The organism is Streptomyces sp. V3I8 (assembly GCF_030817535.1).
GTDB lineage: Bacteria > Actinomycetota > Actinomycetes > Streptomycetales > Streptomycetaceae > Streptomyces.
The window spans coordinates 61702-82946 of the sequence record NZ_JAUSZL010000002.1 but is presented as its reverse complement, the minus strand read 5'-3'; the positions used below and the strand labels follow the sequence as shown (position 1 = coordinate 82946).

Below are 21245 nucleotides of genomic sequence, written 5' to 3'. Positions count from 1 at the left end.
TCGGGCGGAGCACCGGACCGAGCAGCAGGGGGAGTGGAACGCAGATGACGACGACTCCGCCGGAGGTCTCTCCGGCACGGCGGGTCGACGAGGAGGCGCGACTCGCCGCGGTCCACCGGTACCGTGCCCTCGACACCGCTCGGGACGGCACGTTCGACCGGATAGCGGCCCTGGCCGCCCGCATCTTCGACGCCCCCATGGCCACGGTGACCTTCGTCGGCTCCGACCGGGTCTGGTTCAAGGCGGCCCACGGGCTCGCCGGTCCCGCGCAGGCCGCCCGTGTCCCGGGACTGTGCGCGTCCGCCGTCCTGCAGGACGAGCCCTACGTGATCACCGACGCGCGGTCCGACCTGCGCACGCTGGGCAACCCGCTGGTCGAGGGAGACCCCGGCGTCCGCTTCTACGCGGCGGTCCCCCTCACCACCGCCCACGGCCTGCGCCTGGGCACGGTCGACGTCCTCGACACCGTGCCGCGCCTGCCGACCGACGCCCAGCTCGACTCCCTGCGTGACCTGGCCGCCCTCGTCATGGACGAACTCGAGCTGCGGCTGTCCGCCGTCCGCACGATCGCCGCCGAACGCGAACGGCGGACCGAGGCCGAGCGTCTCGCCGGCGCCCTGCAGCGCACCCTGCTGCCCCCGACCCTGCCCAGGGTGCCGGGCCTGCGGGCGGCGGCCGCCTACCACACGGCCTCTCCGCACGAGGTGGGAGGCGACTTCTACGACCTGTTCCCCCTCGACGACGGCCGGTGGGCCTTCTTCATGGGCGACGTCTGCGGCAAGGGCGCGGACGCCGCCGCCCTGACCTCGCTGACCCGGTACGCCCTGCGCGCCGCCGCCATCTACGACCCCGATCCGTGTGCCGTACTGGCCAACCTCGACCTCGTCCTCAAAGGCGAGTACCAGGGCAGCGACCCCCGCTACTGCACGGCGGTCTTCGGCGTGCTCCAGCCGGTGGCCGACGGTTCCTTCACCGTCACCCTGGCCGGCGGCGGCCACCCCCCGGCGCTCGCCCTGCGCGCGGACGGCACCGTCCAACCGATCTCCACCATGGGCGGACAACTCGTCGGCATGCTGCCCGACCCCCGGTTCGTGCAGGCCACCACCGCACTGTCCCCGGGCGAGAGCCTGCTGCTCTACACGGACGGCCTCACCGAAGCCCGCACGGCCGACGGCTCCCTGCTCGGCGAGGACGGCCTCGCCCGGTACCTCACCGCCACCGCCGCCGCCCGTGCCGCCGCCGACCCGCAGCACGCCCTGCTGCGCCGCGTCCAGGCATTACTGGACGATCTGGGTGAAGGCGTCAGCGACGACACCGCCCTCATGGTCCTTTCCGTACCCACACCCCCCGCAACCTCTTAGGAGAACAGGTGACCGAGCCCGAACGCCTGCTGACCGTGATCCCGCGCCATGTGGCCTCAGGAGCCTTCCTCCTGGAAGTGACGGGGGAGCTGGACCACCACACCTCCGGCGTCCTGACGGAGGCCGTCAACGAGGCGCCGTTCGACGACGAGAGCGTCATCATCGACCTGTCGGGGATGGCCTACTGCGACTCCACCGGCATCTCGGTGCTCATCACCGCGTACAACCGGTCTCTCGCCGCCGACTCGCAGCTCACCCTCACCGGCGTCAGCCCGGAGCAGATGCGCATCTTCGAACTGATCGGACTCGACCAGGTCTTCGTCTTCCACGCCACCCCCGAGGAGGCGGTCTCCGCCCTGCAGCAGCGGACGTGACCGCTCTCCCGCGGCGACGGCGCGCGGTGGCTCCCGTGACGGCCGCGGCCGCGGGCTGAAGCCCCGTCCGGCCCGGGCCCCGCGCGCGCGGGTGCGGCGTTCCCGGCGGCCCTGCGCGCCCCGCGACCACCCCGTCAGGACGTGCAAGACGCGAAGGCACGGCGGACCCCGGTCCGCCGTAACCGCCTCCTGTGTTCAATCTATTGACACGTGTATTACAAAGCCTTTACGTTTCGGCCATCTGAGAGCGCTCTCAGCCACCCCTCACGTGAGACTTGAGGTGTCGCATGGCATCCCCCCGCACCAGACCGGCAGCCGTACTGCTCCTGGCCTCGGCCCTCGTCGCGATAGGCCTCGGCCCGGCCGCCGTACCGGCCGCGGCCGCCACCGTCCCGGTGGGCTCCGGCAGCTACTCCGACACCCGGCCCGCCGGTACGTCGGGTCCCACCACCAACACCGGAACGCCGGTCACGCCCAAGCTGACCGCCGCCGCCAAGGACCGGCCCGTCCCCACCAACGACTGGTGGTCCTCCCTCGCCTTCCAGCGCTACGGCGACAACCCGTACTCGACCCCCATGTACGGGCACCCCCTCACCTACCAGGCCGCGGCCGGCGGACTCGACGTCGGCTACCCGACGAGCGCCGCGATCGTCGGCGACGGCCGCCAGTACGAGTACGCCCACAAGCGCGACCTCACCATCGGACTGACCGGCCTCGACTCGCCCGACACGAAGGCCGACAGCTGGTCCGACTGGACGGTCACCCCCCTGTGGTCCGACGGCATCCGCACCCTGCGCACGACCATCGGCCACGGCTCCCCGTTCGTATACGCCAGGGGCACGGGCGGCAGTGCCCGGATCACCACCGCCGGCGCGCCCGCCGTCTTCGCCGACCAGGGCAACGTCCTCGGCGTCACGGTCGCCGGACACCACTACGCCCTCTTCGCGCCGACCGGCAGCGACTGGGACGTCGCCGGCTCCACCGTCACCGCGGGGCTCGGCTCCAAGGACTACTTCTCCGTCGCCGTGCTGCCGTCCACCGACGCGCTGGCGACGTTCAAGAAGTACGCCTACAGCTTCGTCACCGACTCCAAGGCCACCTGGGACTACACCGGCGGCACCGTCAAGGCCACCTACACGCTCACCACCGAGGCGAAGGAGGGTACCGAGCGCGGCACGCTCCAGGCCCTCTACCGCCACCAGTGGCTGAACACCACGGACGCGCTCACCCCGTACACCTACGTCTCGCCGCGCGGCACCATGAAGGTCCGCGAGTCGGCCTCCTTCACCACGAGCCAGAAGGCGTCCGCGGTGCTGCCGGGACTGCCCAGGTCCAACGGTGTGGACACCGCCCGACTGCGTGGATACCTCGACGAGGTCGTGAACGCCGCCGACCCCTTCTCCGGTGCCTCCGACACCTACTGGACGGGCAAGGCGCTCGGCCGGCTCGCCCAGCTCGTACCCGTGGCCGACCAGATCGGCGAGACCGGCACCCGCGACAAGCTCCTCGGGCTGATGAAGGGCAAGCTGCAGGACTGGTTCACGGCCGGCGGCGCGAACGAGTTCAGCTACGACAAGGACTGGAAGACGCTCACCGGTTACCCCGCCTCCTACGGCAGCGACACCGAGCTCAACGACCACCACTTCCACTACAGCTACTACGTCTACGCGGCGGCGGTCGTCGCCCAGTACGACCAGGGATGGGCCGCCGACTCCGCCTGGGGCGGCATGGTCAAGGCCCTCGTGCGCGACGCCGCCAACCCCAGCCGCACCGACACCGCCTTCCCCTTCCTGCGCGGCTTCGACGTCTACGCGGGCCACAGCTGGGCCTCCGGCCACCAGGGTTTCGCCGCCGGCAACAACCAGGAGTCCTCCTCGGAGTCCACCAACCTCAGCGCGGCGCTCGTCCTGTGGGGTTCCGCGACCGGCGACACCTCGCTGCGTGACCTCGGCACCTTCCTGCTGACCACCGAGTCGGAGGCGATCGCCCAGTACTGGTTCGACGCCGACGAGCAGGTCTTCCCGTCCTCGTTCGGTCACGACACGGCCGGCATGGTGTGGGGCAGCGGCGCCGCGTACGCCACCTGGTGGACCGCCAACCCCGAGGAGATCCACGGCATCAACGTCCTGCCCGTGACCGGCGGATCGCTCCACCTCGGCGGTGAGAAGGCCGCCGTCCGGCGCAACCTGGCCGAGATGGAACGGGAGAACGGCGGCCCGGCCGTCGAATGGCGGGACATCCTCTGGGAGTTCCAGTCCCTCGCCGACCCGGGCGCGGCGAAGGCCAAGTGGGACGCGGGCAACGCCGGCTACACCCCGGAACAGGGCGAGTCGAAGGCGCACACCTACCACTGGATCGGCACCCTCGACGCCCTCGGCGCCCCGGACGCCACCGTGACCGGTGACATCCCCACCTCCGGCGTCTTCACCAAGGGGACGGCCCGGACGTACGCGGCCCACAACTTCGGATCGACGGCCCGTACCGTCACCTTCTCCGACGGCAAGACCCTCGCCGTGCCGGCCCGTTCCACCGCGACCGGCACGGGGACCGGTTCGGGCGACCCCGATCCCGACCCGGATCCGCCGACCGGCAACACCTTCCAGCTGCGTACCGGTGGCGCGCTGACCACGGCGACCGGCGGCACGGCGGGCAGCGACACCATCGCCTCCGGCGGCGGCGCCAACCACGACGGCACCCCGTACCAGCCCCTCGTCTACGAGGTCCGCGGCGTCAACGGCACGCTCACCCCGGGCGCACAGAGCGCGTTCCGGCTCCAGCTGGACGCGGGTACCTCGGTCGGGCTGGGCCAACAGGCCCGGGTCAGCTACGACTTCACCGGTGACGGCAGCTTCGACCGCACCGAGACGTACAACTACTTCGCGACCGACCCGGTCGCCGGCTGGGAGGAGTACTCGCAGGCGCGCGGCCTCAAGGCGTCCACGGGTACGCCGGGCAACCTGGCCGGCGGCACCGTACGCCTCGAGGTGTGGAGCGCGATCGGCAACGGCACGTCGAGACTGCAGACGGGCACGGACAAGTCCGTGCTGGTGATCCCGTACGGCTGAACCGGCGGCCGGAGGGGACTCCCCTCGGAAGTCCCGGAGGTTCCCGGGACTTCCGAGGGGAGCTCCACATGCTTGACGCCGTCCCGTTCCAGTTCCGGATCATCGAGCACGCCGACCACTACGCGCGACGGTCGGGGCCGGCCGTCGGCATCGTGCTCGCGCAGCGGCTGCTCGTGACGGACAGCGGCGACATCACCCTGCCCGTCGTGTTCGCCCTCACCGCCTTCGGCCTCCCCCGACCGTGAGCGGACCGGCTGGGCGGAGCATGCCGTCACCCGACGACGAGCCGCACCACGACGAGCGCCTGCCGACCGTGCGCCAGCTCGCCACCGGCCTCGTGCCGGCGCCCGGCTCGGCACGCCGGCACGGGACTTTGCCTCCGCCGCCCGGGCGCTGGGCGCCGGGACCGAAGACATCCTGGCCGCCGTCCACGACGCCTTGGACCTGGGGTCCGGCCCCTCCTCGTCGGCCACTGCCGCCGGTGGGAGCGGAGCGGACAACGCCGGGACGTCGGGCGCCGGCGCCGACTCGGCAGCGGAGGTCTTCGTCCTGGCGGTCGGTGCGCGCAGTCGTCAGGATCCGTGGAGGGGGGCCGCGCCGACCCACCGGCGGTAGGCGTCCATGTCGACGTTGCTGCCGCACACGATGGTGACGACGTGCCGGCCGGCGAAGCGGTCCCGGTCCTCCAGGACCGCCGCGATGCCGAGCGCGGCCGACGGTTCGACGACGAGGCCGGCCCGGTCGAACAGCATCCGCATACCGGCGATGATCGATGCCTCCTGGACCAGGACGGCGTCGTCGGCGACCAGGAGGAGGTCGTCCAGGACGGCCGGGACGGGATGCCGGCCGGCGACGCCGTCGGCGATGGTGTCGGTCGGACCGGTACCGACGACACGCCGCCGGTGCCACGAGAGCGTCAGCGCCGGTGCGCCCGACGGCTGCACGCAGATCACCTCGACCCCGGGTGCCAAGGCCTTCATCACATGCCCCACGCCGGTGGCCAGCGCCCCGCCGCCCAGAGCGATCAGGACGGTGTCGAACGACGCTGCCGCGTCCACCAGTTCCAGGCCGATGGTCGCCGCTCCCTCGCACGTCTCGATGTCCAGACTGTCCTCGACGAGCCGGATGCTGTCGTGCCGCGCGATGGCCGCCGCCCGCTCGCGTGCCGTCTCGTGGTCGCCGTCGACCAGCTCCAGCTCGGCGCCCCACGCGCGGATGCGGTCGAGCTTGGCCCGTGTCGCGTAACGGGATGCCACGACGGTGACGTCCAGCCCGCGATCGCGGCCGGACCACGCGAGGGCCATGCCGAGGTTGCCCGCGCTCGCGCACACCGCGGCCCGCGAGGCGCTGTCGGCGAGCAGGCCGGCGACCACCTCGGTGCCCCGGGCCTTGAAGCTGCGGACCGGGTTCGCCGTTTCGAGTTTGATGCTCACCCCGCATCCGAGGACGGGCTCCAGCGCCTCGCAGCGGTAGAGCGGAGTGTCCAGGAAGACCGGGTCGATCACCCGGCGGGCCGCCCGGATCCGGGCGGTGTCGAGACGCGTCTTCCGCACGGCACAGCAGCCTAGCGCCGCCGGCGCCGCTCAGACGGACTGCTGCGCCACCAGCACGGCCGCGCCGGCGACCGCCACCGTCAGGGCGGCGGGGGCGAGCGGCGCGGTGCGCCGCAGGGGATGCGCGCCGACGGCACCGGCCGCCGTCAGCGCCGCCGGACTCCTCAGGGAGCCGACGAGGAAGAAGGCGCCCGTCGTGGCGCACAGCCGCACCCCGCCCAGCCGCTGCCACACCATCGCCGTGGGCGGACCGCCGATGGACGTCGCCGTGCCCATCAGCCCCGCCGCCACCCCCCGGCACCCGCCCGCCCGGCCGGGGCCCGGCCGCAGCCGCGCAGGTCCGCCCCGTGGTGCCCGCGCGCCACGACCGTCGCCGTCACGCCGGTGGCGAGCAGCGGCACCACCGTCGGGGCGAGGGACGGGTCGACGAGGGAGAAGACCGGCGCCGCGAGCAGCCGGGGCCAAGGCCGACGGACACCTGCAGCAGCGTGCCGACGCCCACCGTGCGGGAGAGCGGGGCGAACTCCGGCCCGCTCACGCGGTCTCCGCCTCCAGCGGGAAGTGGCACAGCGCCGTGTGGGTGCCGGCCGCACCCGGTGTCCGCCGTACGACGGGCGGCGGCGCCTCGGTGGCGCACCGGTCCTCGGCGCGCCAGCAGCGGGTGCGGAAGCGGCAGCCGGAGGGGATGTCGAAGGGCGAGGGTATCTCTCCCCGCAGCAGGATCTCCCGGTCGACGGTGGCGTGGGAGGCGTCCAGGACCGGGGCGGCCGACATCAGGGCCGCGGTGTAGGGGTGCTGCGGCCGGTCGAACACGTCCTCGGTGTCGCCGTGTTCGATGACCTTGCCCAGGTACATCACGGTCACCCGGTCGGCGATGTACCGCACCACCGAGAGGTCGTGGGAGATGAACACATAGGCCACGCCGAGGCGTTCGCGCAGTTCCGACAGGACGTTCAGGACCTGCGCCTGCACCGACAGGTCCAGGGCGGAGACCGGCTCGTCGCAGACGATGAGGTCGGGGTCCAGGGCCAGCGCCCGGGCGATGCCGATGCGCTGACGCTGGCCGCCGGAGAACTCGGCGGGATAGCGGTGGGCGTCGTTGTCGCGCAGCCCGACCAGGGACAGGAGTTCGCGGACGCGCTTCTCCCGGGCCTTCGCACCGGGCACGACGTCCCGGTGCGTGCGCCACGGCTCGCTGATCAGGTCGGCGGCCGACATGCGTGCGTTGAGCGAGGCGAAGGGGTCCTGGAAGACCATCTGGACGCGGCGGCGCCAGGCCAGCAGGTCCTTGCCGCGCAGGGCGAAGGGGTCGGTGCCGTCGAACCGCACCGTGCCCGCGTCCGGACGTTCGAGGCCGAGCAGCACCCGGGCGAGGGTGGACTTGCCGCAACCCGACTCGCCGACGAGCCCGAGGGTCTCGCCCTTGCCGAGCCGTACGTCCACCCCGTCCAGGGCGGTCAGCCGGCGGCGGCCGCTGCCGAAGGTCTTGGTGATGCCGCGGACCTCCAGCAGGGGCGGGAACTCCTCGGATCCGCCGGCACGGGGGTCGTCGGCGGCGGTCGTGGTGGCGCTGGTCTCAGGCACGGATGAGCTCCTCGGAGAAGTGGCAGGCCGCCGTGCGTCCGTCGCCCGACGCGCGCAGCGGCGGCCGTTCCCGCACGCAGCGTTCGCGCACCAGCGGGCAGCGGTCCTGGAAGACGCACCCGGACGGCACCGCGCTCAGCTCGGGCGGGCTGCCGGGCACGGCGGGCAACGGACGCCCGCGTACGGCGTGTTCCGGAACCGAGTCGAGCAGTCCCCGGGTGTAGGGATGGCGGGGAGCGGCGAAGACGTCGCGCACCGGCCCGCTCTCGACGACGGTTCCCGCGTACATCACGACCACGTCGTCCGCCCGCTGGGCCACCACGGCCAGGTCGTGCGTGATCAGGACGAGGGCCATCCGCCGCTCGTCCTGGAGGTCCCGCAGCAGCCGCATGATCTGCGCCTGCACGGTCACGTCCAGCGCGGTGGTGGGTTCGTCGGCGATGAGCACATCGGGGTCGAGGGCGACGGCCATTGCGATGAGCAGCCGCTGCCGCATCCCGCCGGAGAACTGGTGCGGGTAGGAGCGGGCCCGCTGCCGGGGCTCGGGGATGCCCACCCGGGTCATGAGTTCGATCGCCTTCTCCCGGGCTTCGCGCCGGGAGAGTCCGCGGTGGATGCGGAACGGCTCGCCGATCTGCCGGCCGACCGGCTGCACCGGGTTGAGTGCGGTCAGGGCGTCCTGGAACACGATCGACAGCACGGGTCCGGCGAGTTCGCGCCGTTGCGCCGGGCTCATCCGCAGCAGGTCGCTGCCACTGACCCGGACGGCGCCGCCGGTCACGTCGGCCGCGGGGTCGAGCAGCCCCACGACCGACAGCGCGGTCATCGACTTGCCGCAGCCCGACTCGCCGAGGAGGGCGAGGGTGCGGCCGCGGCGGACGCTGAAGCTGACGCCGTCGACGGCGCGTACCCGCCCCGACGGCGTGCTCAGATCGATGCAGAGCCCCTCGACGTCGAGGGCCGGGGTGTCCGCGGAGGGCGGCGAGGGCACGGCGGTGGTCGTCACGGGATCAGCTCCGGGGGTACGGCGGCGGAGGCACGGCGGCGTGCGGCGGGCAACGTCAGCCGCCAGCGCTGTGCGGGGTCGGTGGCGATGCGGGCCCAGGCGGCGAGGACCGTGGCGGACACCGTCGTGAGCACGATGGCGAGACCCGGGAGCACGGTGATCCACCAGGCGGTCTGCAGGTACTGCCGTCCCTGGGCGACCATCAGGCCCCAGCTGACGTCCGGCGGCTGGATGCCGATGCCGAGGAAGCTCAGGGAGGACTCGGTGAGCATGACGAAGCAGAAGTCGAGGGTGGCGACCGTCAGCAGCGTCGGCAGCGCGATCGGCAGGATGTGCCGGTGGATGATGTGCCGGGCGGGGGTGCCGAAGGTGCGGGCCGCGTCGACGAACAGCCGGCTGCGCAGTTCGGCGGCCTCCGCCCGCGCGGTGCGCAGGTACACCGGGACGCGCGCCACCGCGAGGATGAGGACGAGGTTCAGCGCGCTGGGCGAGAAGACGTACAGCACGACCACCGCGATCAGCAGCGAGGGGAAGCTGAGGATGACGTCCGCGACGCGCAGGGCGACGCTCTCCCGGCGGCCCCCGTGGTAACCGGCCCACAGGCCCAGGGCCGCGCCGACGAGCAGTGAGCACAGCACGGCCGGGACGGCCACGGACAGGGTCGTGGCGGCGGCGTCGACCAGGCGTGCCAGCACGCTGCGTCCCAGGACGTCGGTGCCGAACAGCCCGTACACGCCGTGGTCCAGGGACGGTGGCCGCAGTGAGGCGTCCAGGTCCTGCCGCCGAGCGCGGTCACCGATGACCAGCCGGCCGAAGAGCGCCACGAGGACGACCAGGGTGAGGACGACGGCTGCGACGGCCGCCGCGCGGTCGCGGCCCAGCATGCGCCACCAGCTCGCCCGGTGGGGTGCGGGGGCGGTGCCGTCCGCGGGGGAGGTGCCGTCCCCTGCGGTGGCGGTCTCTTCTCGGGTCACGGTGCTTCCTTCGCTCACGCCGGTACCGCCTGTCGCACACGGGGGTCGGCCAACGCGTGACAGACGTCGACCAGGATGTTGAGCGCGAAGATCGTCACGGCGGTCAGGAGCACGGCCGCCTGGAGGACCGCGAAGTCGCGCTGGAGGATGGAGTCGATCATGAGTTTGCCGATGCCGGGCCAGCCGAAGATCGTCTCGACGATCACGGCGCCGTTGACCAGGCCGACCGCCAGGTCGCCGGCCACGGTCAGCACCGGTGTCACGGCGTTGCGCAGGGCGTGGCCGAAGATCACCCGGCGGGGCGTGGCGCCCTTGCTGCGGGCGATCTTGACGTAGGGCGCGGAGAGCGCGGAGACCATGCTGCCGCGCACCACCTGGACCAGCACCCCGAAGGGACGGATCAGCAGGGTGGCGACGGGCAGGACCCAGATCTCGGGTCCGCCGAGGGTGCCGGAGGTCGGCAGCCACCCGAGGCTCACCCCGAAGACGAGTACGCCCATGATGGCGAACCAGAAGTCGGGGATGCTGGCGGCCGTCATCGACAGCAGGCTGGCGACCCGGTCGGCCGGGGAGTTGGGCCGGTAGGCGGCCAGGCTGCCGACCAGCACCGCTCCGGTGATCGCGAGCAGCATCGTCACACCGGCCAGCTGCAGGGTGACCGGGAAGGCGTCGAGCACCATCTCGGTCGCCGGCTGCCCCGTCCGCAGCGAGGTGCCGAAGTCCAGGCGTACGGCGTCGCTGAGGTAGTTCCACAGCTGCGCCGGGATCGACAGGTCGAAGCCCTGGGCGGCGGAGAACTCCGCGCGCTGCTCGGCGGTGGCGCTGAGGGGGAGGTAGAGGTCGACCGGGTTGCCGGTCATGCGGGCCAGGAAGAAGACGCCCAGCACCACGCAGAAGAGGGGGACGGCGCTGGAGACCATGCGTTTGCGCAGGAAGGGGATCATGTCAGTGCTTCACCGCCTCGGCCTGGCCGACCTCGGCCAGCCGCAGTTCGTCGCCGGTGGCGGAGTTCGGCTCGTACCGGATCGACGGTGACAGTCCGAGCAGCCCGCTCATGTGGGCGATGTGGGTGTACTGGACCACCTTCTCGTTCTGGCGGGCCAGGAGATCCGCGAACGCCTGCTGGCGTCTGTCGCCGGACAGCAGGCCCGCGTCGGAGATGCGCCGGTCGAGGTCCCCGGTGCCGAAGGTGGACTGCGGGCCGTCGCCGAGCAGGTACTGGCTGGCGGTGAAGGCCGCGTCACCGGCCTGGTTGCCGTGCATGATCAGCAGGGCGATGGGGCCGACGTTCTTCGGCAGCGGCCTCAGCTGGTACTGGAGCTGGGTGGCGGTGTCGGCCATGCGCACGCGGACGTTCAGCCCGATCCGCTCCATCTGGTACTGGAGGGCCTCCGCGGTCTCCGACACCCCGGCGAACATGCCGTTGCGGGCGACGAGGGTGATGGTGCGGCCGGTGGGCACGCCGTCGGCCTTCGCCTGCGCCACCAGGGCCCTGGCCTTCGCCACGTCCTGCCGGGTCGGCTCGATCTCCTCGCTGTGCCCGACCACTCCGGGCGGCACGAGCTGTCCGGCCGGTTCGGCCAGTCCGCCGAGCAGGGCGTCGACGATGCCCTGGCGGTCGACGGCCAGGTCGATCGCCCGGCGCACCCGAAGGTCGTCGAGCGGTGCCTCGCGGCCGTCGAGCCGCAGCGCGGTCGTCTCGTTGTTGGGATAGGCGACGGTCGTGTCCTTCTCCGCCTCCATCGGGTCGAGCGCGACGGCGATCTCCGCCTCGTCCTTGTCGATCATGGCGGCCCGGACACTCGCGTCGCTGCGCCAGACGTAGCGGGCCCGGGGGAAGTCGGGGGCCTTGCCCCAGTAGTCGTCGTAGCGGTTCAGGTCGATCGCGGCTCCGGCCTGCCAGGAGCGTACGGCGTAGGGGCCGGTGCCGACCGGGACGCGCACCTTGGCCTCGGTGTCGGTGGTGCGCGGCACGATCTCCACGAAGCTCAGCCGCAGCGGAAGGATCGGGTCGGGCTCGGCGGTGGTGACGGTCAGCCGGTCGTCGCCGACCGCCTCCACCTCGAGGTCGTCGTCGCCGAAGACGTAGCCCTCGACGTTGCAGGCGAGGTCGGAGTTGACCGCCCGGTCGATGGAGAAGGCGGCGTCCTCGGCGGTGAACGGCTCGCCGTTCTGGAAGGTGACCCCGTCGCGTGTGTCGAAGCTCCAGGTGCGGGGCCCGGTCTGCTTCCAGGCGGTCGCGAGCAGGGGGTGCAGTTCGCCGGAGGCGGGATCGCGTTCGACGAGGGGCTCGGTGATGTTGGAGCGGACGACGACGCCGGTACCGGTCAGCGAGGCCTCGCAGGGCTCCAGCGTCGGTGGCTCCTGGGTGAGCACCACGCGCAGGGTGCGGCCGTCGGCCTGCCCGGCGTCGCCGCCGGCGCTGTTGGCCACGGCGCAGCCGCTGGACACCAGCACCGTGCCCGCCAACAGCATCGCGCGCGTCGTTCGGGACCGCCGTCGTCCGGGCGGAGGGGAGGAAACGGGGGACTTCATCGTCGGCGTATCTCCGGGGGAGTGCTGGTATGGCGCGGGCCGAGTGCGGGCCGGCCTCCTGAGCTGTTTACACTTACGTATTCGGTCCGCATCTGTGAACGCCGAAGCTAAACCGGCACCGTGGCAGCGTCAAGACATGCGCAAGGACGGATCTTCTCCGGTCCGTCGCCGCGGGACCGCCCTCCGGTCCCGCGCGACCACGTTCCGGTCCCGCACGACCGCCTTCCGGTCCCGCCCGGACGTCACCGGACGCCGTGCGGCACCGCACCCTCGACCACGACAGGAGTACCACCATGTCCCACCCCTCCGCCGCCGGTGACCCGGCCGCCCCGGGCACCGTCCTCCAGGTGTCCCCGCTGCTCCCCGCCCTGGAGGCGACACTGGCCGAACGCCACGGTGCCGTCCGGCTGCACGAACTGCCCGACCCCGCCGCCTACCTGCGCGCGGAGGGCGGCAACGTGGTGGCCGCGGTCACCAGCGCGCGGTTCGGAGTCGCCAACTCCTTGATGGACGCGCTGCCGCGGCTCGGGGCCATCGTCCACTTCGGCGTCGGCTACGAGACCACGGACGTGCGCCACGCCCGGGCGCGCGGCATCGACGTCAGCAACACCCCCGACGTGCTCACGGACTGCGTGGCCGACCTCGCCGTCGGCGGGCTGATCGACGTCATGCGGGAGCTGTCGGCCGCCGACCGGTACGTACGGGCGGGCCGGTGGACGACGGCGCCCTACCCGCTGACCTCGCGGGTGAGCGGGAAGCGGGTGGGCATCCTGGGGCTGGGCCGTATCGGCCGGGCCGTCGCGCGACGGCTCGAGGGCTTCGGCACGGACATCTCGTACTGCTCGCGGGTCCCGGTGCCCGGCGTCGGCCACCGCCACCTGCCCACCGCGCGGGAGTTGGCCGCCGAGTGCGACGCGGTGGTCGTCACCGTCGCCGGCGGCGCGGACACCCGGGGCATGGTCTCGGCGGAGGTGCTGGACGCGCTCGGCCCCGACGGCTACCTGGTCAACGTCGCGCGCGGCAGCGTCGTCGACGAACCGGCCCTGGTCGCGGCGGTGCGGGAGGGGCGCATCGCCGGCGCGGCGCTGGACGTCTTCGCCGACGAACCGAACGTGCCGCGGGCGCTGCTGGAGTCGGACCGGGTGGTCCTCCTCCCGCACATCGCCAGCGGGACGCGCGAGACGCGCCGGATGATGGGCGACCTGGTCCTGGACAACCTTCGGAGGTTCCTGGCGGAGGGGGTCCTGCTCACCCCCGTTCCGTGACCTGCCATTGACAGCCGCGAGGATGGCTGTCTACAAATGAGAACGCCGACTACATATGGGGATGGCCTGATGGCAGGGAACGCAGCACGCATCGCCGACGTCACCGTGACCCCCGTGGCCTTCCGGGATCCTCCACTGCTCAACACGGTCGGGGTCCACGAGCCCTACGCGCTGCGGACGATCGTGGAGATCACCACGGAATCCGGTGTCACCGGCATCGGCGAGAGCTACGGCGGCACACTCCACCTGGCACGGCTGCGCCGTACCGCCGGGGAACTGACCGGCCTGGACGTGTGGAGCCTCAACGACCTGGTCGCCCGCACCACCCGCGCGCTGGGACCGGACACCTCCGGCGGTGACGGCATGTCCGGGATGGTCACCGGCAGCAGCGCCGTCGACCGGGTCATGTCGCCGTTCGACGTCGCCTGCCTGGACATCCAGGGGAAGCTGATCGGCAGGCCGGTCAGCGACCTGCTGGGCGGAGCGGTGCGCCCCTCGGTCCCCTACAGCGCCTACCTCTTCTACAAGTGGGCCGGACACGCCGGGCAGGCGGACGACGACTGGGGCGCCGCCCTCGACCCGGCGGGCCTGGTCGACCAGGCCCGCCGCATGATCGACACGTACGGCTTCTCCTCCATCAAGCTCAAGGGCGGGGTCTTCCCGCCGGACGAGGAGATCGCGGCGGTCAGGGCCCTGCGGAAGGCATTCCCCGACCTGCCCCTGCGCCTCGACCCCAACGCCGCCTGGAGCACGCGGACGTCACTGCGCGTCGCCCGCGAACTGGACGGGGTCCTGCAGTACCTGGAGGACCCGACCGAGGGCGTCGACGGTATGGCGGCCGTGGCCGCGGGGACACCGACACCGCTGGCGACCAACATGTGTGTCGTCTCCTTCGACGACCTCGCCCCGGCCGTGGCCCGCGGGTCCGTGGGCATCGTCCTGTCCGACCACCACTTCTGGGGCGGACTGCGGCGCTGCGGACAGCTCTCCGCGATCTGCGACACCTTCGGCCTCGGCCTGTCGATGCACTCCAACTCCCACCTGGGCATCAGCCTCGCGGCGATGACACACCTGGCGGCGGCCACCCCGCGCCTCACCTACGCCTGCGACACGCACACCCCCTGGAAGCGGCCGGACGAGGACGTCGTCGACACCGGGGTGCTCCGGTTCAGGGAGGGCCGCGTCACCGTCCCGACCGCTCCGGGCCTCGGTGTGGAGCTGGACCGGGACGCGCTCGCCCGGCTCCACCGGCAGTACCTCGACTGCGGGCTGCGCGACCGCGACGACACCGGCTACATGCGCCGCGTCGACCCCTCCTTCCCGACCGAGACCCCCCGGTGGTGACCCGACCATGCGCATCATGCTCAACCACCGCATCCTGAGCCGCTTCCACGAACCCCTCAAGGCCCGCGCGCAGGGCCGGCACACCTGGCTGGACTCCTTCGACTGGAGCGCGGCACGCCTCTCCGAGGCCATCGACGACGTCGAGGTGTACGTCGGTTCGCAGCTGCGTGCCGAGGACGCCCGGCGCGCCGGACGGCTCCGGCTCGTCCATGTCGTCGGCGCCGGCTACGACGGCATCCCCCTGGACGCGCTCGGCCCGGACGTGTCCGTCACGACCACCCACCACCACGGCCGTTCCATCGCCGAGCACGTGCTCATGTCCGTGCTGATGCTCTCCCGTGACGTCCTCGGCGCCGACCGTGCACTGCGGGCCGGCCACTGGCGCAACGTGGCCGTCGATCCGCACCTGCCGTTCGGGCGGACGCTGGAGGGCCGCCGGGTGGGCGTCATCGGGTTCGGCGAGACCGGCACCGAGGTCGCCCGGCTGTGCCAGGCGGTGGGCCTGCGGGTGCGCGCCGTGCGCCGCGACCCCTCCGCGCCGGTCCCCGGCGATCTGCGCACCGACTGGATCGGCGGCAACGACCGGCTGCCCGACCTGCTCGCCGAGTCCGACGTCGTGGTGGTCACGGTCCCCCTCGGCCCCGCGACCCGCGGACTGATCGGCCCCGCCGAACTGGCGGCCATGGGGCCCACGGCCCTGCTGGTCAACGTGGCCCGCGGCCCGGTGGTCCAGGAGGCGGCGCTCTACGAGGCGCTCGACTCCGGTGCCATCGCGGGCGCCGCACTGGACGTGTGGTGGTCCGGACCGCCGCAGGCGCCCAGCCGGCTGCCGTTCCACCGCCTGCCCAACGTGCTGATGACCCCGCACCACTCGGGCCACACCGGCGACACCTTCGCCGCCCGCGCGGCGGAGATCGCCGACAACATCAACCGGCTGGAGCAGGGGCGGCCGCTCACCAACGTGGTACGCGCCGCCGTCCCTTCGGCGACCTGACCCGGCGCCCGCCCACCTGTCCGCCCCACCCGCCCGTTCCGCCGATCCGCCGTTCCAGGAGTTGGAGACACTCATGCTCGAAGGCGTCCTCTTCTTTCCCGTCACCCCCTTCACCGACATCGGCGAGGTCGATCTCGACGCCCTGCGCCGGCACGTCGCGGCCGGGGTCGACGCCGGCCCCGGCGGTGTGTTCGTCGCCTGCGGCACCGGCGAGTTCCACGCCCTGGACGTCGAGGAGTTCACCGCGGTGGTACGGACCGCCGTGGACGCGGCGGCCGGACAGGTCCCGGTGTACGCCGGGACCGGCGGCGCGCTCGGACTGGCCCGGCGCTTCGCCCGGGCCGCGGCGGCGGCCGGTGCGGACGGTCTGCTGCTCATGCCGCCCTACCTCGTCGAGTCGCCTGCCGACGGACTCGTCGCGTACACCCGCGCGGTCGCCCGGGAGACCTCCCTCCCGGTGATCGTCTACAGCCGGGCGAACGCGCGGTTCGACGAGCGCACGGCGGCGGAGGTGGCACAACTTCCCACGGTGACAGGCCTGAAGGACGGCACCGGCGACCTCGATCTCGTGGCCCGCATCGTCCCCGCCGTGCGTGAGGCACTGAGCGCGTCCGGCAAGGACTTCCAGTTCTTCAACGGCATGCCGACCGCTGAGGCGAGCCAACCGGCCTACCGCGCACTGGGAGTGGAGCTGTACTCCTCCGCCGCGTTCGCCTTCGCCCCCGACCTGTCGCTCGCCTTCCACCGGGCGATGGAAGAGGGCGACCGGCAGCGGGTCGACGCCTTGCAGCGCGCCTTCTTCCACCCCCTGGTCCGCCTGCGCAAGCGGGTTCCGGGGTACGCGGTGGGCCTGGTGAAGGCGGGGGTCACCCTGGAGGGGATCAAGGCCGGGCCGGTCCGCCCGCCCCTCACGTCGCTCGACGCGGGCGAGGTCGAGGAACTGGCGGCCATCATCGCCGAGGGGCGCGCCGTGCTCGCGTCCTGACCCGGGCGGGGAGCCGCGCGACGGGCGGCGGGCGGCTCCCCGCGTCCAGGTGTGCGCAAGGCGGGGCTCCTCGGACGCCGGCCGGCGCGGTGCGGAAAACCGCGTGGCCACCGAGTTCACGGTGCCGGTATCGTCCGGTCTCCCGATCTTCCCGTCTTCTGATCCGCCGTGGTGCCGGTCACCGTCCGGAGAGTGCGCACATGACCAGCAGACAAGCGACGACGACCCTGTGGCGCCCCACCGGCCCCAGGGAACTGGACCTGGTCCGGGAGCTGAACTGGCGTGCGTGGCCGCCCCGGCTGCCCGAGCAGCCGATCTTCTACCCGGTCCTCGACGAGGACTACGCGATCAGGATCGCGCGCGACTGGAACGTGAAGCACGACGGCGCCGGCTTCGTCACCCGTTTCGAGGTCGAGTCGGCATTCGTGAACCGGTACCCCGTCCGGCAGGCGGGCGGTCGGACGATCCTCGAACTCTGGGTCCCGGCCGAGGAGCTGGATGATTTCAACGCCCACATGATCGGCGAGATCCGGGTGGTCCACGAGTTCCGCTGAAACGGGAGAGGCGCGCAGGCCGGCTCCGACGGCCGTACCGCGCAACCGGCGTGATCCGGCCGAATTCGTGCCGGAGCGGTCCGGTGGCCGAGGGCGCCGGAAGCCGGTCGCGGCCCCCCGCGGCGATCGACTCAATGCGCTCGGGCCCTCTTTGAATGGGGTGTTCCGCTTTTCGTGTCCGCCTTTGCGGAACTGTCGCGGGCAATCTCTGCGCAGGTGAGAGGAGTTGCCCGCCGGTGTGTGCTCAACAGCATCCCCAGGTTCTGCGTACATGGCTGTTTAGCCGTCTGATACCGGGGCACGCGTGGGTCCGATGAAGCAAGTCGCAGGCCTCACAGGCATCGGCGACGGGTTTGTTTCAAGCTGAACGCAGACAATGCTCGGTGGCTTGTCGATATACCTTCCTTTAATCTTCGGGGGGTTGCTCGCGATCGACGCACGATGAAGACTGTCGCCGGGTTCGCCCGGGCCGGAGTTGATCGGCCCGTGTATGGCCCGTGTATGGACCGACCCGCCCGGCGGGATACACGGCCTCGCATGTGGTGCCGGCTGATGCGGCCTCACGTGAAGAGCTGATGTGCACAGAGGAAAAGGGAAGTCGCCGTGCGACGGACGCGCGGTAAGTTCACTGGAGATCTGTGATGTCTGTTTGGTGCACACGACGAGTACCCCGGTTGTCCGTGGGCGGGCGCCGAGCCGACGCGGTCCGCGACGTACAGGGCGACGCGTACGACTGAAATCCTCGTCCGCGGTACGCGACGTGTACCGGCCGGCACGGGCGGCGCCCGTGCGGGAGGCCGGTCGTCGGCGACCGCGGCCCGGTCGCTCCGCCACCCGGACAGGTCCGGGCCCGTCAGGAGCGCACCAGGTCGCGCCATGGATCCGGGCCCGAACCGAGGGCCCGAGGTCAACCGTCCCGCCCGTGTTCTCGCTGTCCCCGCGTCCCGCACGAAGGAGCTCAGGTGATCGGCAACGCATCGAAAGAGGACCACTTACCTCTCGACCTGCCCTTCGACGTGCTCAGTGATCGATGGCAGTCCTTACGCGCATTGAGACCGGTGCATTACGAAGAACGGCAGGGCGCCTGGCAGGTGGTGGATTACGAGGCGGTGGCCGCGATTCTGGCGGACCCGGCGACGTATTCCTCCGACTTTTCGTCCGGCGGCCCCACCCAAGAGGACTTCGAGGTCTTCCGGCAGGGCAATTTCGTCGGTATGGATCCGCCGGAGCACCGTAAACTCCGCACTCTCGTGAGTCAGGCATTCACCCCTCGCGTGGTGAACGGATTGGGGCCGCGTATCGAAAGTGTGTGCGGCCGACTGCTGGACGACGTGGCGGACCGCGACCGGTTCGATCTGGTCGACTCGCTCGCCTACCCGCTGCCCATCATCGTCATCGCGGAACTGCTCGGCATACCGGCGGCCGACCACAAGCTGTTCCAGGAGTGGGCGGCCACCCTCTTCGGTGGCGACGAACTCGGCGAAGCACCCGACATGGCCGATCTGGAACGCGCCCTGAATGCCATTGCCCCGACCGTGCGGGAGATGAACGGCTACGTCCTGGACCATATCCGGCGGTGCCGCGCGAATCCCGGGAACGATCTCACCAGCAAGCTGCTGGCCGCCGAGGTGGACGGGGTCCGGCTGGAGGACCAGGAGATCGTCGGGTTCGTCGCCCTGCTGCTCGTCGCCGGGCACGTCACCACCACGGCGCTGCTGGGCAACGCCGTCGTCACGTTCGACCGGCACCCCGGCACGCTGCCCGCCCTGCGCGCCGACCCGGACCGGCTCCCCGACGCCGTCGAGGAGGTACTGCGCTGGCTGCCCCCCTTCGCGGAACTCGGCCGGCGCACCACGCGGGACGTGGTGATCGGCGAGCGGGCGATCCCCGCGGGCGCGATGGTGGTGGCCCACCTGGGCGCCGCCAACCGCGACCCGGCCCGCTTCGAGGCGCCGGACGTCTTCGATCCGGCCCGCAGCCCCAATCCCCATCTGACCTTCGGTCACGGCATCCACTTCTGCTTCGGCGCGCCCCTGGCCCGGCTGGAGGCGCGCATCGCGCTCCGGATGCTGCTTGAACGTTTCTCCGATCTGGCTGTCCCCGCCTACGACGAGGTCACGTTCCAGAACCCGGCCGTCATCGTCGGCGTACGCCACCTGCCGGTCCACGTCACAAGGGCCTAGCGAGCAAGAACACACCACCCGCACCGACGCGCCGGGCCGTTCCGCTCATCCCCATCGGCCCCTCGTGTCACGTTCACGGAACGCAGCCACCGGGAGTCCCCCTCACATGCCGTACCCCACCACCGCTCAAGTCGCCCCGCGGCCGTCCCTCCTGCGCCGCACTCTGCAGGACGGTCTCGACGCCCTCGCCCGCACCCATCGCGTACCCGGCGCCCAACTGGCCGTCGACACCGGGACGGAGGTCGTCAGTGTGCACACCGGCACCGCCGACGCCGTCCACGGCACCCCGTTCACCGCCGACACGGCCGTACCGCTGGGCAGCGTCACCAAGGCGTACACGGCCGCCACTGTCATGCTCCTGATCGACGACGAGGATCTCGACCTGGACGAGGCCGTCGCCGACCTCCTGCCGGAACTGCAGGATCTGCCCAAGGTGACCGTGCGTCACCTCCTCTCCCACACGGCCGGTCTGCCGACCGGGCCCGACTCGGACACCGCGGCCGGACTGACGGCCTCCCGTTACCTCTCGGCGGTCTGCACCGCCGAGGACGCGCTGTTCGACCCCGGGACGGACTTCTCCTACTCCAACGCCGGTTACGTGGCGGCCGGGCGGCTGATCGAAACCGTCACAGGCATGACATGGCACGAAGCCGTCCGCGTCCTGCTCCTGGAACCGCTGGGCATCACGCCCTCCTTCCTCGGCGACACCGCCCCCGGCCGCCCGACCGCCGGCGGACACGCCCTGAACACGGCCACGGGAGCCGTGCGGCCGGCCCGGCAGAGCCTGGCGCCCGTCGAGGCCCCGGCCGGCGGACTGCAGGCGAGCGCCCTCGACCTGCTGGCCCTGGGCAGAGCGCTGATCGGCCGGTCGGCCGTCGTCCCGTCCGGCACCGCCGCGCTGATGAGGCGCCCCGAACAGGGAGCCGAGGCGGGCACCCTGGCGGACGCCTGGGGGCTGGGCACGGCCCTCCACCAGCAGGACGACCGCTGGTGGTGCGGTCACGACGGGAACGCCCAGGGCACCTCCTGCCATCTGCGCGCGGAGCCGCGCAGCGGTGTCGTGGCCGCCTTCACCGGCAACGCCGGCGGAGCCACCGCACTGTGGCGGGACCTGGCCGACCTGCTCACCCGGCTCACCGGCATGCGGGTGCCGACCGCTGCGGCGCGCCCGGACCGGGGCGCCCCCCTCGCCTTCCCCGCGTGTGCGGGGACCTACCGCAACGGGACGAGCGAGTACCGGATCAGCCTCGGCCCCGACGGCTCGCCCGCGCTGTCCATCGACGGTGACCTGCACCTGCCCCTGGTCTGCTACCCGGATCTGACCTGCGATCTGGTCGACCCGGCCACCGGCCGGCGGGAACCCGGCGGACGCTTCCACCGCGATCCCACCGACGGAAGCGTCGACCGCGTGCAGATCTCCGGTCGCACGGCCCGCCGCGTCGGCGCCGCCTGACGCCCGGCCGTCCCG

18 protein-coding genes are annotated in these 21245 nt (G+C 72.2%); 11 read left to right on the top strand and 7 right to left on the bottom strand.

Annotated elements, in window-relative coordinates; all coding sequences use genetic code 11:
* Positions 1-44: 44 nt before the first annotated feature.
* The 4 genes from QFZ75_RS00475 (at position 45) to QFZ75_RS00460 (ending at position 5045) form a co-directional block, all read left to right on the top strand.
* Entirely contained in the window at positions 45-1361 is a 1317-nt protein-coding gene (locus tag QFZ75_RS00475; protein WP_307533152.1) for a PP2C family protein-serine/threonine phosphatase, read from the top strand.
* Positions 1362-1369: 8 nt separating this feature from the next.
* Positions 1370-1735, top strand: a complete 366-nt coding sequence (locus tag QFZ75_RS00470; RefSeq protein WP_307533150.1) for an STAS domain-containing protein — start codon at positions 1370-1372, stop codon at positions 1733-1735.
* Positions 1736-2022: 287 nt separating this feature from the next.
* Complete coding sequence (locus QFZ75_RS00465; protein ID WP_307533148.1) at positions 2023-4800, top strand: glycosyl hydrolase; 2778 nt, start codon at positions 2023-2025, stop codon at positions 4798-4800.
* Positions 4801-4868: 68 nt separating this feature from the next.
* On the top strand, positions 4869-5045 hold the full coding sequence (locus QFZ75_RS00460; protein WP_307533147.1) for a hypothetical protein: 177 nt from the start codon (positions 4869-4871) through the stop codon (positions 5043-5045).
* A 327-nt stretch (positions 5046-5372) separates the two neighbouring features.
* On the opposite strand, the gene QFZ75_RS00455 is transcribed toward QFZ75_RS00460, so the two are convergent.
* From QFZ75_RS00455 to QFZ75_RS00425, 7 genes are all read right to left on the bottom strand, one after another.
* Entirely contained in the window at positions 5373-6353 is a 981-nt protein-coding gene (locus QFZ75_RS00455) for a threonine/serine dehydratase (RefSeq protein ID WP_307533146.1), read from the bottom strand.
* Positions 6354-6383: 30 nt separating this feature from the next.
* Positions 6384-6629, bottom strand: coding sequence for a hypothetical protein (locus QFZ75_RS00450; RefSeq protein WP_307533144.1), 246 nt, complete (start codon positions 6627-6629; stop codon positions 6384-6386).
* Between the two features lie 258 nt (positions 6630-6887).
* Positions 6888-7937 carry an ABC transporter ATP-binding protein gene (locus tag QFZ75_RS00445; RefSeq protein ID WP_307533142.1) on the bottom strand — a complete coding sequence of 350 codons (1050 nt, stop codon included), beginning with the start codon at positions 7935-7937 and terminating at the stop codon, positions 6888-6890.
* Positions 7930-8943, bottom strand: a complete 1014-nt coding sequence (locus QFZ75_RS00440) for an ABC transporter ATP-binding protein (RefSeq protein WP_307533139.1) — start codon at positions 8941-8943, stop codon at positions 7930-7932. The genes QFZ75_RS00445 and QFZ75_RS00440 overlap by 8 nt, the downstream gene beginning before the upstream one ends.
* Positions 8940-9917 carry an ABC transporter permease gene (locus tag QFZ75_RS00435; protein ID WP_307533137.1) on the bottom strand — a complete coding sequence of 326 codons (978 nt, stop codon included), beginning with the start codon at positions 9915-9917 and terminating at the stop codon, positions 8940-8942. Before QFZ75_RS00435 ends, QFZ75_RS00440 begins: the two co-directional genes overlap by 4 nt.
* 14 nt (positions 9918-9931) lie before the next feature.
* Positions 9932-10861, bottom strand: coding sequence for an ABC transporter permease (locus tag QFZ75_RS00430; RefSeq protein WP_307533135.1), 930 nt, complete (start codon positions 10859-10861; stop codon positions 9932-9934).
* A gap of 1 nt (position 10862) precedes the next feature.
* Positions 10863-12392, bottom strand: coding sequence for an ABC transporter substrate-binding protein (locus QFZ75_RS00425; protein ID WP_307533133.1), 1530 nt, complete (start codon positions 12390-12392; stop codon positions 10863-10865).
* A gap of 353 nt (positions 12393-12745) precedes the next feature.
* On the opposite strand from QFZ75_RS00425, the gene QFZ75_RS00420 reads away from it, so the two are divergent.
* The 7 genes from QFZ75_RS00420 to QFZ75_RS00390 all read left to right on the top strand — a co-directional run bounded on the left by QFZ75_RS00420 (position 12746) and on the right by QFZ75_RS00390 (position 21230).
* A complete protein-coding gene (locus tag QFZ75_RS00420) occupies positions 12746-13717 on the top strand; it encodes a 2-hydroxyacid dehydrogenase (RefSeq protein ID WP_307533131.1) in 972 nt (323 codons plus the stop codon).
* Positions 13718-13786: 69 nt separating this feature from the next.
* Positions 13787-15061, top strand: coding sequence for a glucarate dehydratase family protein (locus tag QFZ75_RS00415; RefSeq protein ID WP_307533129.1), 1275 nt, complete (start codon positions 13787-13789; stop codon positions 15059-15061).
* Positions 15062-15068: 7 nt separating this feature from the next.
* Positions 15069-16055 carry a 2-hydroxyacid dehydrogenase gene (locus QFZ75_RS00410; protein WP_307533126.1) on the top strand — a complete coding sequence of 329 codons (987 nt, stop codon included), beginning with the start codon at positions 15069-15071 and terminating at the stop codon, positions 16053-16055.
* A 61-nt stretch (positions 16056-16116) separates the two neighbouring features.
* Positions 16117-17040, top strand: a complete 924-nt coding sequence (locus tag QFZ75_RS00405) for a 5-dehydro-4-deoxyglucarate dehydratase (protein WP_307533124.1) — start codon at positions 16117-16119, stop codon at positions 17038-17040.
* A 200-nt stretch (positions 17041-17240) separates the two neighbouring features.
* The gene (locus QFZ75_RS00400) at positions 17241-17594 is read left to right on the top strand and encodes a hypothetical protein (RefSeq protein ID WP_307533122.1); all 354 of its coding nucleotides are present in this window, start codon (positions 17241-17243) and stop codon (positions 17592-17594) included.
* Positions 17595-18556: 962 nt separating this feature from the next.
* On the top strand, positions 18557-19777 hold the full coding sequence (locus tag QFZ75_RS00395) for a cytochrome P450 (RefSeq protein ID WP_307533120.1): 1221 nt from the start codon (positions 18557-18559) through the stop codon (positions 19775-19777).
* A gap of 106 nt (positions 19778-19883) precedes the next feature.
* Positions 19884-21230 (top strand): serine hydrolase, encoded by a 1347-nt coding sequence (locus tag QFZ75_RS00390; protein WP_307533118.1) that lies wholly within the window; start codon positions 19884-19886, stop codon positions 21228-21230.
* The last annotated feature ends 15 nt before the right edge of the window (positions 21231-21245 follow it).

Bases quoted from the DNA above. Each gene is read 5' to 3' on its own strand.
- QFZ75_RS00475 (WP_307533152.1), top strand. From the start codon at position 45: ATGACGACGACTCCGCCGGAGGTCTCTCCGGCACGGCGGGTCGACGAG.
- QFZ75_RS00465 (WP_307533148.1), top strand. From the start codon at position 2,023: ATGGCATCCCCCCGCACCAGACCGGCAGCCGTACTGCTCCTGGCCTCG.
- QFZ75_RS00460 (WP_307533147.1), top strand. From the start codon at position 4,869: ATGCTTGACGCCGTCCCGTTCCAGTTCCGGATCATCGAGCACGCCGAC.
- QFZ75_RS00450 (WP_307533144.1), bottom strand. From the start codon at position 6,629: ATGGGCACGGCGACGTCCATCGGCGGTCCGCCCACGGCGATGGTGTGG.
- QFZ75_RS00430 (WP_307533135.1), bottom strand. From the start codon at position 10,861: ATGATCCCCTTCCTGCGCAAACGCATGGTCTCCAGCGCCGTCCCCCTC.
- QFZ75_RS00425 (WP_307533133.1), bottom strand. From the start codon at position 12,392: ATGCTGTTGGCGGGCACGGTGCTGGTGTCCAGCGGCTGCGCCGTGGCC.
- QFZ75_RS00420 (WP_307533131.1), top strand. From the start codon at position 12,746: ATGTCCCACCCCTCCGCCGCCGGTGACCCGGCCGCCCCGGGCACCGTC.
- QFZ75_RS00415 (WP_307533129.1), top strand. From the start codon at position 13,787: ATGGCAGGGAACGCAGCACGCATCGCCGACGTCACCGTGACCCCCGTG.
- QFZ75_RS00410 (WP_307533126.1), top strand. From the start codon at position 15,069: ATGCGCATCATGCTCAACCACCGCATCCTGAGCCGCTTCCACGAACCC.
- QFZ75_RS00400 (WP_307533122.1), top strand. From the start codon at position 17,241: ATGACCAGCAGACAAGCGACGACGACCCTGTGGCGCCCCACCGGCCCC.
- QFZ75_RS00390 (WP_307533118.1), top strand. From the start codon at position 19,884: ATGCCGTACCCCACCACCGCTCAAGTCGCCCCGCGGCCGTCCCTCCTG.